Source organism: Micromonospora sp. WMMD736 (assembly GCF_049179015.1).
Taxonomy (GTDB): Bacteria; Actinomycetota; Actinomycetes; order Mycobacteriales; family Micromonosporaceae; genus Micromonospora.
Map to the genome: position 1 here is coordinate 6,635,699 of NZ_JBMHMI010000001.1, position 12,449 is coordinate 6,648,147.

Sequence of the window (12,449 nt, forward strand, 5' to 3'; positions counted from 1 at the left end):
CAGCGGTCGGTTGCCGCGCTGCGTTATCGTCCCTCCCGGCCCGAACAGTGGACGGGGAGTGGGGGTGGAGGGTGCTGCGCTACGCGCCGCTTCGGTTGGCGACGAGCGGATCGTCTTCACCCAGCGCGGATACTTCCCGTTCGGCACGACGTCCCTGAGCATGACCGGCGTCCTTCTCACCCTCACGACGCGGCGGTTGCTCTTCGCGCCGGTCAGGGTCTGGGGTTTCCGGAGCTTCGGCGAGTCCTGGGTCCGCGCCAAGTCGATGAACCTTCAGGATGTGACGGCCGTGGAACCCGCGGCCGGTGCCCGCTTGACGATCAGTTCCCGGTTCGGCGACAGCGTCTCCTTCGTTGTCGTCCTCCCGACCGGCGTGGGGCCTGTCTGGCAGGCCCTGGCCGCCGTTCCTTACCGCGACGAGACGGTACGACGCATCAGGGCGGCCTGTGGCCTCGGCGGGCCCGGTTCGAGGGCCGCCGAGTCGGGTGACGGCGGTGCGTCCACCTGAACGAGCCGGACACGGTCCAGACCGCACGGAGCCGAACGGGTGGCCGTCGCCTTCTCGCCTGGGGACTGCCGCTGCTGCTGGTGACGGCGGCAGCCGCCCTGTACCTCGCGATCCGCCCCGGCGACGTGCGGCTGGCCGGCACGCCCACCGGACCTCTCATTCCGACGTCACGTGGCGAACTGCTGGGCGCGCCGGTCGGCCTGGCGAACGGCGAGGTCTTCTTTCTCCTGGCCGAGCGTGGTGCGTCGGATTCGCCGCAGGCGCTGTTCAGCGTGCACGGCGACGGCGGCGAACTCGAGCGGATGAGCTACTGGGACTGGGAGATGGAGTGTCCCGGCTGGTACACCCCGGAGCGCATCGCCGCTCGCGGAGGTGACGACATCCTTGCCGCCGGCTACTGCCACGGCGAGAGCACGGTGGTCGACCTCCTGAATCCGGCGCACACGAGCATGGAGCGCTGGGGTGGCTTTGCTGCGGTGGCCAGCGTTTCATCGGCCGCTGATGGCAGCGGGATCCTCGTGACCAAACCGTCGGGGGCGGCGTGCCTCACGCTTCTCCGTGGCTCGACCGGCACATGGAAAGAGGCCGCGAGCGAACCCGGCAGAGAGGTGGCGACCGGGCCCCGGGGACCATGCCGCTTCGACGATTCCCAGCCGCTTTTCCTCGGCACTGTCGGCGCGAACGATGTCTACGTCGTACAGGGGCGGACGCTGTGGCTGACGAACGGCCGCGATGGGTTGGTCGAGCAGGATCTGCCCTTCGAGGTGATCCGGGGCGTGGCGACGGTCGACGGCCAACGATTGGCGGTGAGTGGTCGGGTCGACGGGCGGGACGGGCTGTGGCTCTACTCGCTCGGCGGCGATGCGGTGCGCCTGCATGCCGAGGGACGGTTCGGTGAGCTGTCCCGGGTTGACGGCGGCGTGTTGACCGCACAGTCGGTCCGGGGCGGGACGCGGATTGTCCGCATCGCGGTGCAGTAGGGCGTGGTCGTCAAATGGCGACGGGTGGAGGGCGCCCATGACGCCCTACATCCGATAGGAGGAGTTGGGAGCGCGGTTGAGGAACAGGCTGAACTGGTCGGGCGGCTTCCTGATATGGATGCTGTTCGGCTTCATGATGCTCATGTTCGGCTTGAATCCGGCAAATGGGTGGCTTGGGCTGATTGCCGTCGCCAGCTTCTTCGCAGTTGTCTGTCATGTGATCGCCCTCATGACGATGTTCTCTTTCGTCAAGCCGACGCGTGAATCGTTGCAGATAGTCAACCCGTGGGCTCAGGTTCTCGTGCCGTGGGGTCGGATCAGGTCGGTCGCCGCGACCGACGGCTTGGTGGTCAGTGTCTTGGGCTACGGAGATGTAGCCTGCTATGCCTTCCAGGGCTCTCTGCTGGGAAAGCTGGCGGGAGGTCGCAGGAGCACCCGGGTGGCTGCGCTCATCGAGGCACGCAGAAAAGAGCATGCGACCAGGACATCTGGCGAAGAGGTTCGCTCGGGACTTCCCTGGCAGCGCCATTTGGCCTGGTTTGCTGTTGTCTGGTCCGCCCTTGCCGGAGTGATTCCGATCTTGGCTCGCCTCTCCCAGGGTTGGTAGCAGGTGGCGTGACGATCACTTGATGCTCAGCAGTTCCAGGAGGCTCCCGGCAACTAGTGAGCATCAAGTGATCATGGGACTGTGGGGCGCTCAGTCGCGGCGGAGCCAGATGACGCCCAGCGGGGGCACCTGGAGGGCCGCCGACGCCACCAAACCGTGCCAGGGCACGTCCTCGGCGTGCACCGCGCCCAGGTTGCCCACCCCGGACCCGCCGTAGTGGTGGGCGTCGGTGTTGAGCACCTCGGTCCACGTACCGCCGGCCGGCAGGCCAATCCGGTAGTCGTGCAGGGGCTGGGCGGAGAAGTTCGCCACGCACACCAGCGTCGAACCGTCGGGTGCGATCCGGACGAAGGAGACGGTGTTGTTGGCGACGTCGTCTCCCGCGATCCAGCGGAAGCCGGCCGGTTCGGTGTCCTGCGCCCACAGCGCCGGGGTGCCCCGGTAGACGCGGTTGAGGTCACCGACGAGCCGCTGCACGCCGGCGCGGGCCGGGTCGTGCAGCAGGTACCAGTCGAGACCGCGCTCCTCGCTCCACTCCCGGTCATCGGCCAGCTCGGAACCCATGAACAACAACTGCTTGCCGGGGTGCGCCCACATGTAGGCCAGGAGCGCCCGCACGTTGGCGAGGCGCTGCCAGGTGTCGCCGGGCATCTTGCCGGCCAGCGAACCCTTGCCGTGCACCACCTCGTCGTGGCTGATCGGCAGCACGTAGTTCTCGCTCCAGGCGTACGCCAGGGAGAACGTGAGCTGGTGGTGGTGGTGCTGGCGGTAGATCGGGTCCTTCGAGGTGTAGAGCAGGGTGTCGTGCATCCAGCCCATGTTCCACTTGAACCCGAAGCCCAGCCCACCGTCGGCGGTGGACCGGGTGACCCCGGGCCACGCGGTGGACTCCTCGGCGATCATCACGACCCCGGCGTGGTGCTTGTAGACCGTCGCGTTCACCTCCTGCATGAGCGCGATGGCCTCCAGGTTCTCCCGACCGCCGTACTGGTTGGGGGCCCACTCGCCGTGGTTGCGGGAGTAGTCCAGGTAGAGCATCGAGGCGACCGCGTCGACGCGCAGCCCGTCGACGTGGAACTCCTCGCACCAGTAGAGCGCGTTGGCGACCAGGAAGTTGCGCACCTCCCGGCGGCCGAAGTCGAAGACGTACGTCCCCCAGTCGGGGTGCTCGCCGCGCCGGGGGTCGGGGTGCTCGTACAGCGGGGTGCCGTCGAAGCGCGCGAGGGCCCACTCGTCCTTTGGGAAGTGCGCCGGCACCCAGTCGAGGATCACGCCGATGCCGGCGGCGTGCAGGGCGTCGACGAGGTGGCGGAACTCGTCCGGGTCGCCGAAGCGGGACGTCGGCGCGTAGTAGCCGGTCACCTGGTAGCCCCAGGAACCGCCGAACGGGTGCTCCATCACGGGCAGGAACTCCACGTGCGTGAAGCCCAGCTCGGTGACGTACGCGGTGAGCTGGTCGGCCAGCTCGCGATAGCCGAGGCCGGGCCGCCACGAGCCGAGGTGCACCTCGTACACGCTCATCGGCTCCTGGTGCGGCTGACGCTCGGCCCGCCGGGCCAACCAGTCGGCGTCGTTCCACCGGTACGTCGAGTGGTGCACCACCGAGGCGGTGGCCGGCGGCACCTCCGCGTACGCCGCGAGAGGGTCGGCCTTGTCCCGCCACCGCCCGTCGGCGCCGAGCACCCGGTACTTGTAGCGGGCGCCGACCCGCGCGTTGGGGACGAACAGCTCCCACACCCCGCTGGAGCCGAGCGAGCGCATCGGCCAGCCGTCGTCCGCGCCCCAGCCGGTGAAGTCGCCGATCACGCGGACGCCCTGGGCGTTGGGCGCCCAGACGCTGAATGCCACGCCCTCGTCGAAGACCCGCGCGCCGAGCGCGTCCCACAGCCGTTCGTGCCGGCCCTCGCCGATGAGGTGCAGATCGAGTTCGCCGAGCGTGGGCGGGTACCGGTACGGGTCGTCGTGCGCCGTGCCGTCGACCTCCACCCGGTAGTCGAGCACGCTGCCCTCGACCTGCGCCTCGAAGATGCCCAGGTCGTGCACCCGCTTCATCGGGTGCCGCTCGTCGCCGACGAGCAGTGTCACGTCACCCGCACCTCGGCGCATCGTGCGGATCGTGGTCGACCCCTCGGCCGGGTGCGCCCCGAGCAGCGCGTGCGGGTCGTGCGTCACACCGGTGATCAGCTGGTCCATCGGTCGTCCTTAGGGGCGGCGTCGGTCGGTGCGGAGGCGGACGGGCGGGTGGCAGCCGGGCGGCCGGCCGAGGACTGGGCGGCAGCGGCCCGGGCCGCCGCGCGGGACGCCAGGATGGCCGGCGTCGCCGCACCGCTGGCCGGGCTCACCGGCTCGGTGGCCGGGAGCGACGGCTCGGTCGCCGGGGTCACCGGGGCGGTGCCGCCGGACAACTCGTCCGGGACGTCGGCGACGGTGAGATCCGCCGGTTCGACGCCGGCCGGCTCGGGCACGGCGGGCGGCGTCGGGCGGCGGACGGTCAGCACGTGCGCCGGTTGCAGGTACGGGTCGAGGCGTACCGCGTTGCGCTGCCCCCAGTCGTAGCTGGCGCCGGTCAGCTCGTCGTACACGGTGAAGCGCTCGTGCCAGTCGAACCCGAGCGCCGGCATGTCGAGCGTGGTGTTGCCCCACTGCACCTCGCGCGAGTCGAACGAGCAGACCACGATGACCGTGTTGCCGGTCTGGGGGTCGTGCTTCGACCAGCACAGCAGCGCCGGGTTGTCGATCTCGTGGAAGCGCAGGTTGCGGAGCTGGTGCAGGGCGGGGTTGTCGCGGCGTACCCGGTTGAGGGTGGTCAGGAACGGCGCCAGCGAGCGGCCCTGCGCCTCGGCGGCGGCCCAGTCGCGCGGGCGCAGCTCGTACTTCTCGTTGTCCAGGTACTCCTCCGCGCCGGGGCGGGCCACGTGCTCGAACAGCTCGTAGCCCGCGTAGAGGCCCCAGGAGGGGGAGAGCAGCGCGGCCAGCACCGCCCGGATCTTGAACATCGGCGGGCCGCCGTGCTGCAACGATTCGTGCAGGATGTCCGGCGTGTTGGGCCAGAAGTTCGGCCGCATGTAGTCGGCCGACTCGACCAGCTCCTCGCAGTACTCCCGCATCTGCGCGGCCGTCGTGCGCCAGGTGAAATAGGTGTACGACTGGGTGAAGCCGATCTTGCCGAGCCCGTGCATGATGGCCGGCCGAGTGAACGCCTCGGCCAGGAACAGCACGTCCTCGTCGACCTTCTTGACCTCGGCGATCAGCCAGTGCCAGAAGTCGAACGGCTTGGTGTGCGGGTTGTCCACCCGGAAGATCCGGATGCCCTCGCCCACCCAGTGCAGCACCACCCGCAGCACCTCGGCCCGGATGCCCTCCGGGTCGTTGTCGAAGTTGACCGGGTAGATGTCCTGGTACTTCTTCGGCGGGTTCTCCGCGTACGCGATGCTGCCGTCGGCCCGGGTGGTGAACCACTCCGGGTGCTCGGTCACCCACGGGTGGTCCGGCGCGCACTGCAACGCCAGGTCCATCGCCACCTCCAGGCCCTGCGCCGCCGCCGCCTCGATGAAGGCCCGGAAGTCCGCCGGCGTACCCAGGTCGGGGTGGATCGTGTCGTGCCCGCCCTCGGCGGCGCCGATGGCCCACGGCGAGCCGACGTCGGTCGGTCCGGCGGTGAGCGCGTTGTTGCGGCCCTTGCGGTTGACCCGGCCGATCGGGTGGATCGGCGGCAGGTAGAGCACGTCGAAGCCCATCGCGGCGACACCCGGCAGCCGCTCGGTCGCGGTGGCGAAGGTCCCGGAGCGACCACCCGCCGCTCCTTCGGAGCGCGGGAAGAACTCGTACCAGGCCGAGAAGAGGGCCCGCTTGCGGTCAACCCAGAGGGAGTACGCGTCAGAGACCGTCACCAACTCACGCACCGGGTGCTCCCAGAGCAGGTCGGCGAGGGCGAGTGCCGGCCCGACGCGCTGCGCCAGCGGCAGGTCGGTGGCGGCGAGGGCGGTCAACGCGTCGGCGACGCGCCCCTGGTCGGCGTCCGGTACGAGGTCCCGGGCGGCGGCCAGCACCCGGGTGCCCTCGGCCAGGTCGTTGGCAAGATCTTCCGGTCCCTGCCCGGCGGCGATCTTCTTGGTGACCGCGTTCTGCCACGTCAGGTACGGATCCTGGAACGCCTCGATCGCGAAGGTCCATTCGCCGACGGCGTCCGGCGCGATGGTGGCGTGCCAGCGGTCCTGGCCCGGCTCGCCGGGGCGCATCCGGGTGAACGGCCGTTGTTCGCCGTCCGGGCCGGTCCACACCACGTTGCAGCCCAGCGCGTCGTGCCCCTCCCGGTAGGCGCGCGCCGACACCGGAACCGGCTCGTCGACGACCGCCTTGGCCGGGTACCGCCCGCACGAGACGACGGGGGAGACGTCTTCGATCGGGAACCGTCCTGTCACTCCGCCAACCTACTGTGCGAGATCCGCTCGCGCGCGGCCAAGCACCCGCCCGATGGGCACCCAACCCAAGATCCGCTCACTTTCGGGGAAACTGCTGCATCGGGGCGCGTTGAGACAGCAGTTTCCCCGAAGTTGCGCGGATCTTCACGAGCCGCTAGGCCGGCCTGCGGCTGGCAGTGAGCAGGCGCTCGATCCGGGCGTACTCGGCGGTCATCTCCGGGGTGGCCAGGACGTCGTCCAGGTCGGCCGAGACCTGGAAGTCGACCTCCTCGATCGAACGGATGGCCAGCTCGTAGATCTCGCCGCGCCCGTTCTCCTCCAGGTAGGTGGTCCAGTGCTCCAGCGCGGTGAAGGCCGTCAGGAGCCCCTGATCCAGGTCACCGTCGGCGAGGATGCCCTCGTCGATCCGTACCAGCAGCGCGCGCAGTTCCGGCGCGTCGGCCGTCGGGACGGTCTCGCGGGCGCTGGCGAGCGCCGCCCACGCGTCCCCGGTCAGCTCGTCGTCGACGGCGGTGTCGAGCAGGTCCTCCCGGGTCAGCCGGGTGACCGTGTCGAGGCCGAAGGCGCGCAGGTCGTCCTCGCCCGCCGCGATGACCAACCGGAGGATCGCGGCTTCGAGTTCGTCGTACCGCATGTCCTCAGCCCGCGATGACCGAGCGGTAGATGTCCAGGGTCTGCCGGGCGATGGCGTCCCAGGAGAAGTGCTCTACCGCGCGCCGTCGACCGGCCAGGCCGAATCGCTCGGTGCGCGCCGGGTCGGCGAGCAGCGTGTTGATCGCCGCCGCCAGGTCGGCCACGAACGTCTCCGGGGCCAGCGGCGTCCCGGACCCGTCGGTGGCCTGCTCGATCGGCACCAGCAGGCCCGTCTCGTCGTCGGCCACCACCTCGGGGATGCCGCCGGTGGCGGTGGCCACCACGGCCGTCTCGCAGGCCATCGCCTCCAGGTTCACGATGCCCATCGGCTCGTACACCGACGGGCAGACGAAGACCGTGGCGTGCGTGAGCACCTGGATCACCTCGGGCTTGGGCAGCATCTCGGCCACCCAGACGACGCCGGAACGGTTGGCCCGCAGCTCGGCGACCAGCTCCTCGACCTCGGCGGCGATCTCCGCGGTGTCCGGTGCGCCGGCCAGCAGCACGAGCTGCGTGTCGGCCGGCAACTCGCGGGCGGCCCGCAGCAGGTACGGCAGGCCCTTCTGCCGGGTGATCCTTCCCACGTAGACCACACTGGGCAGCGCCGGGTCGATGCCGAGCCGGTCGAGCACGTCGGTGCCGGGGTCCGGGGCGTACTGCGCGGTGTCGATGCCGTTGTAGACCACGCGGACCTTCGACGGGTCGATCTGCGGGTACGCGGTGAGCACGTCACTGCGCATGCCACCGCTCACCGCGACGATCGCGTCGGCCGACTCGTACGCCGTGCGCTCGATCCACGAGGAGAGGGCGTAGCCGCCACCGAGCTGCTCGGCCTTCCACGGCCGCAGCGGCTCCAGGCTGTGCGCCGTCACCACGTGCGGCACCCCGTGCAGCAGCTTCGCGGTGTGCCCGGCCAGGTTCGCGTACCACGTGTGGCTGTGCACCACGTCGGTGCCGGCGGCGCCCGCGGCCATCTCCAGGTCCACGCCCATCGTCCGCAGCGCGGCGTTCGCGCCGGTCAGGCCGGGCGGATCGGAGTACGCCGTGACGCCCGGCTCGGCGCGCGGCAGGCCGAAGCAGTGCACGCGGACGTCGGCGAGGCGACGCAGTTCCCGAGCCAGATACTCGACGTGCACGCCCGCCCCGCCGTAGACCTCCGGCGGGTACTCGCGGGTGAGCAGGTCGACGCGCAGCGGGGTGGGTTCCGTCATGACCCCGCACCCTAGTGCAGAAGACTCCCCGTACGAGTGGTGAAGTGGCACGCGGGTGGATAGCGTCGGGGCATGGCTGCCAAGGTGCTCGCGATCGTCCTGGCGGGTGGGGAGGGCAAGCGCCTGATGCCACTCACCACGGACCGGGCCAAGCCGGCCGTCCCGTTCGGCGGGATGTACCGCATGGTCGACTTCGTCCTCTCCAACCTGGCCAACGCCGGCTATCTCAAGATCGTCGTGTTGACCCAGTACAAGTCCCACTCCCTCGACCGACACATCACCAAGACCTGGCGGATGTCCACGCTGCTCGGCAACTACGTCACCCCGGTGCCGGCGCAGCAGCGTCGCGGCCCGTGGTGGTTCGCCGGCTCGGCCGACGCCATCTACCAGAGCTTCAACCTCATCAACGACGAGCAGCCCGACTACGTGATCGTCTTCGGCGCCGACCACATCTACCGGATGGACCCCCGGCAGATGGTGGAGGACCACATCGCCTCCGGCGCCGCCGTGACCGTCGCCGGCATCCGCCAGCCGCTGTCGATGGCCGACCAGTTCGGTGTCATCGAGGTCGGCGAGGACGGCCGGAAGATCCGCGCGTTCCGCGAGAAGCCCACCGACGCGGTCGGCCTGCCGGACGCGCCGGACGAGATCTACGCCTCGATGGGCAACTACGTCTTCACCACCCGGGCGCTGTGCGAGGCGGTCGAGCGCGACGCCGCCGACAAGAGCAGCAAGCACGACATGGGCGGCAGCATCATCCCGATGCTCGTCGAGCGGGGCGAGGCCAACGTCTACGACTTCCGCGACAACGAGGTGCCCGGCAGCACCGACCGGGACCGGGGCTACTGGCGGGACGTGGGGACGCTCGACTCGTTCTACGACGCGCACATGGATCTGATCAACGTGCACCCCGTGTTCAACCTCTACAACTTCGACTGGCCGATCTACACCGAGCAGCCGCCGTGGCCACCGGCCAAGTTCGTCCACCAGTGGGGTGAGCGGGTCGGCCGGGCGGTCGGCTCGATGGTCTCCCCGGGCGTGGTGATCTCCGGCTCGCTGGTGGAGAACTCGATCGTGTCGCCGAAGGTGCGGGTGCACTCCTGGGCACACGTGGAGGGCTCGGTGCTGATGGAGGGCGTCGAGATCGGCCGACACGCGGTGGTCCGACGGGCGATCCTGGACAAGAACGTGTTCGTCCCCGAGGGCGTCGAGATCGGCGTCGACCTGGAGAAGGACCGCCAGCGCTACACCGTCTCCGACAACGGCATCGTGGTCATCGGCAAGGGTCAGAAGGTCGAGCCGTGACCGAACCGCACACACCGAGGAGGATCCCGCAGTGACCCACCCCCGTGCCGGCCAGCCCGCCGAGCCCGCCGACCTGGTCGACGTGCCGCGCCTGGTGACCGCCTACTACGCCGAGCATCCGGACCCCGCGGACCCGGCGCAGCAGGTTTCCTTCGGCACCTCCGGTCACCGGGGCTCCAGCCTGCGCAACGCGTTCAACTCCGACCACATCCTCGCGGTCACCCAGGCGCTCTGCGACTACCGGCGCGAGCAGGGCCTCGACGGCCCGCTGTTCCTCGCCCGGGACACCCACGCACTCTCCGCGCCGGCCGCCGTGGACGCCCTCGAGGTCCTCGCCGCCAACGGCGTCACCGTGCTGGTGGACAGCCGCGACGGCTACACCCCCACGCCGGCGCTGTCGCACGCGATCCTCACCCACAACCGGGGGCGCACCAGCGGGCTCGCCGACGGCATCGTCATCACCCCGTCGCACAACCCGCCGGACGACGGCGGCTTCAAATACAACCCGACCAACGGCGGTCCGGCCGACACCGACGTCACCCGGTGGATCCAGGACCGGGCCAACAGCATCCTCGCCGCCGGGCTCAAGGAGGTCCGCCGGGTCACCTACGCGCGGGCCCGGGCCGCCGACACCACCGGGGAGTACGACTTCCTCGCCCACTACGTCGACGACCTGCCGGCGGCGATCGACATCGACGCCATCCGCGACGCCGGCATCCGGATCGGCGCGGACCCGCTGGGCGGGGCGAGCGTGGCGTACTGGGGTGAGATCGCCGAGCGGCACCGGCTGGACCTGACCGTGGTCAACCCGACGGTCGACCCGACCTGGCGGTTCATGACCCTGGACGGCGACGGCAAGATCCGGATGGACTGCTCCTCGCCGAACGCGATGGCGTCGCTGATCGCCGCGCGGGCCGACTACCAGATCTCCACGGGCAACGACGCGGACGCCGACCGGCACGGCATCGTCACCCCCGACGGCGGCCTCATGAACCCGAACCACTTCCTGGCGGTGGCGATCGGGCACCTGTTCCGCACCCGCGCCGACTGGGGTCCGGCCGCCGCCGTCGGCAAGACCCTGGTGTCGTCCTCGATGATCGACCGGGTGGCCGCCGACCTGGGCCGGCCGCTGCTGGAGGTGCCGGTCGGCTTCAAGTGGTTCGTGCCCGGCCTGTTGGACGGGGCCGTCGGCTTCGGCGGTGAGGAGAGCGCCGGGGCGTCGTTCCTGCGCCGCGACGGCTCCACCTGGACCACCGACAAGGACGGCATCCTGCTCTGCCTGCTCGCGTCCGAGATCCTGGCCACCACCGGGCGCAGCCCCAGCGAGCACTGGGCGGAGCTGGCCGAGCGCTTCGGCGCGCCCGCGTACGCCCGGATCGACGCCCCGGCGACCCGCGAGCAGAAGGCCGTGCTCGCGAAGCTCAACCCGGACCAGGTGACCGCCACCGAGTTGGCCGGCGAGCCGATCACCGCGACCCTGACCACCGCCCCCGGCAACAACGCGCCGATCGGCGGCCTGAAGGTGAGCACGGAATCCGGCTGGTTCGCCGCACGCCCCTCGGGCACGGAAGACGTCTACAAGATCTACGCCGAGTCCTTCCAGGGCCAAGACCACCTCAAGAAGATCCAGGAAGAAGCCAAAACCCTGGTAGACCAAGCCCTAACCCAGGCCTGACCCCCCACCCACCCCCGGACCCTCCCCCTTCCGGCCACCCCGTTGATCATGAAGTTATTGCCACGACACGCCGAGCTGGACGGCAATAACTTCATGATCAACGGGGTCTGGGGTGGGGGGTGGGGGGTGGGGGGTAGGGGGTGGGGGGGTTAGCAGCGGGGGGGGATTTCGGCTTCGTTGGGGTTCTGGAGTTCCTTGGGGATCAGGGCCTTCAGTTGCTCCGGAAGGAAGGGTAGGTCCAGCAGGCTCATCTTCAACTGGTTGCGCTCCTGGTAGCGCAGCGGGTCGAAGCGGACCACCAACCCGGCGTTGCGCCGGTAACTGATCTCCACGGCCCCCTCGTCCGCCGCGTCGCGGTAAACCAGCCCGTCCATCTCCACCACGACGGACGACGAGTGCGGCTCCAACTCCAGCCGGATCTTCTCGTCGCCGGAGAGCACCACCGAGCGGGAGATGCCGGCCATCGGCGCGGACGGGGTGACGACCACGGCGTCCGCCGCCGGGGAGATCAACGGACCACCGGCGGCGTAGCTGTACGCGGTGGAGCCGATCGGGGTACTCACCACCACGGCGTCGGCGCGGTAGTAGCCGTAGCGCTGCCCGTCGATGGCGAGGGTGGCACTGACGAAGCCCGAGCCGGGCCGCCGGACCAGCGCGATGTCGTTGAACGCCACGACGTCGTCGCCGCACACGTCGCAGGCCAGGCAGGCGTGCGACTCGATGGTGAAGTCCTTGGAGAGCAGCCGGCTCAACGCCTCCGGCAGCGCGGGTGGCTCGATCTCGACCAGGAAGCCGAGCCGGCCCAGGTGGACGCCGAGCACCGGCTTCGGGTCGGAGATGGCGGAGCGCAGCGCGCCCAGCATGGTGCCGTCGCCGCCGATGCTGATCAACGCGTCGGCGCGGACGGCCACCTCCTTCTCCGGTAGGGACTCGACGGTGGCCGGTACCCGGTGCTTGTCCTGGGCGCGCACCATGAGCGTCTTGTGGTGGCGCGTCGCCCACCGTTCGATGATCCCGACCACCTCGGTGACATCCCGGGTGGGGTGCAGTACCAGACCCAGCCCCGACACCCGTACAGCTCACCACACCGGTGTCGGACGCGTCCGGCG

General features: G+C 70.2%; 10 protein-coding genes. 5 read left to right on the forward strand and 5 right to left on the reverse strand.

What is annotated here, in order from left to right:
• The first annotated feature begins 64 nt into the window (after nucleotides 1–64).
• From ACN269_RS30170 to ACN269_RS30180, 3 genes are all read left to right on the forward strand, one after another.
• Nucleotides 65–508, forward strand: coding sequence for a hypothetical protein (locus tag ACN269_RS30170; RefSeq protein ID WP_421475624.1), 444 nt, complete (start codon nucleotides 65–67; stop codon nucleotides 506–508).
• An 80-nt stretch (nucleotides 509–588) separates the two neighbouring features.
• The gene (locus ACN269_RS30175; RefSeq protein WP_421475625.1) at nucleotides 589–1,488 is read left to right on the forward strand and encodes a hypothetical protein; all 900 of its coding nucleotides are present in this window, start codon (nucleotides 589–591) and stop codon (nucleotides 1,486–1,488) included.
• Nucleotides 1,489–1,564: 76 nt separating this feature from the next.
• On the forward strand, nucleotides 1,565–2,095 hold the full coding sequence (locus ACN269_RS30180; protein WP_421475626.1) for a hypothetical protein: 531 nt from the start codon (nucleotides 1,565–1,567) through the stop codon (nucleotides 2,093–2,095).
• 90 nt (nucleotides 2,096–2,185) lie between these two features.
• Here ACN269_RS30180 and glgB read toward each other — a convergent pair whose 3' ends face one another.
• The 4 genes from glgB to glgA all read right to left on the reverse strand — a co-directional run bounded on the left by glgB (nucleotide 2,186) and on the right by glgA (nucleotide 8,360).
• Complete coding sequence (glgB, locus tag ACN269_RS30185) at nucleotides 2,186–4,288, reverse strand: 1,4-alpha-glucan branching protein GlgB (protein WP_421475627.1); 2,103 nt, start codon at nucleotides 4,286–4,288, stop codon at nucleotides 2,186–2,188.
• Nucleotides 4,276–6,516 (reverse strand): maltotransferase domain-containing protein, encoded by a 2,241-nt coding sequence (locus ACN269_RS30190; protein ID WP_421475628.1) that lies wholly within the window; start codon nucleotides 6,514–6,516, stop codon nucleotides 4,276–4,278. Before ACN269_RS30190 ends, glgB begins: the two co-directional genes overlap by 13 nt.
• A 154-nt stretch (nucleotides 6,517–6,670) precedes the next feature.
• A complete protein-coding gene (locus ACN269_RS30195) occupies nucleotides 6,671–7,150 on the reverse strand; it encodes a hypothetical protein (protein WP_421475629.1) in 480 nt (159 codons plus the stop codon).
• Nucleotides 7,151–7,154: 4 nt separating this feature from the next.
• Nucleotides 7,155–8,360 (reverse strand): glycogen synthase, encoded by a 1,206-nt coding sequence (gene glgA / locus ACN269_RS30200; protein WP_421475630.1) that lies wholly within the window; start codon nucleotides 8,358–8,360, stop codon nucleotides 7,155–7,157.
• A 72-nt stretch (nucleotides 8,361–8,432) separates the two neighbouring features.
• Between glgA and glgC the strand changes: the two genes are divergently transcribed.
• Together glgC and pgm are read left to right on the forward strand one after the other, a co-directional pair.
• Nucleotides 8,433–9,665, forward strand: coding sequence for a glucose-1-phosphate adenylyltransferase (glgC, locus tag ACN269_RS30205; RefSeq protein WP_278138510.1), 1,233 nt, complete (start codon nucleotides 8,433–8,435; stop codon nucleotides 9,663–9,665).
• Nucleotides 9,666–9,696: 31 nt separating this feature from the next.
• Nucleotides 9,697–11,340 (forward strand): phosphoglucomutase (alpha-D-glucose-1,6-bisphosphate-dependent), encoded by a 1,644-nt coding sequence (gene pgm, locus ACN269_RS30210; RefSeq protein ID WP_421475631.1) that lies wholly within the window; start codon nucleotides 9,697–9,699, stop codon nucleotides 11,338–11,340.
• 149 nt (nucleotides 11,341–11,489) lie between these two features.
• On the opposite strand, the gene ACN269_RS30215 is transcribed toward pgm, so the two are convergent.
• The gene (locus ACN269_RS30215; protein ID WP_421476648.1) at nucleotides 11,490–12,401 is read right to left on the reverse strand and encodes an NAD(+)/NADH kinase; all 912 of its coding nucleotides are present in this window, start codon (nucleotides 12,399–12,401) and stop codon (nucleotides 11,490–11,492) included.
• Nucleotides 12,402–12,449 lie beyond the last annotated feature (48 nt).

Bases quoted from the DNA above. Each gene is read 5' to 3' on its own strand.
- glgB (WP_421475627.1), bottom strand. From the start codon at position 4,288: ATGGACCAGCTGATCACCGGTGTGACGCACGACCCGCACGCGCTGCTC.
- ACN269_RS30195 (WP_421475629.1), bottom strand. From the start codon at position 7,150: ATGCGGTACGACGAACTCGAAGCCGCGATCCTCCGGTTGGTCATCGCG.
- glgA (WP_421475630.1), bottom strand. From the start codon at position 8,360: ATGACGGAACCCACCCCGCTGCGCGTCGACCTGCTCACCCGCGAGTAC.
- glgC (WP_278138510.1), top strand. From the start codon at position 8,433: ATGGCTGCCAAGGTGCTCGCGATCGTCCTGGCGGGTGGGGAGGGCAAG.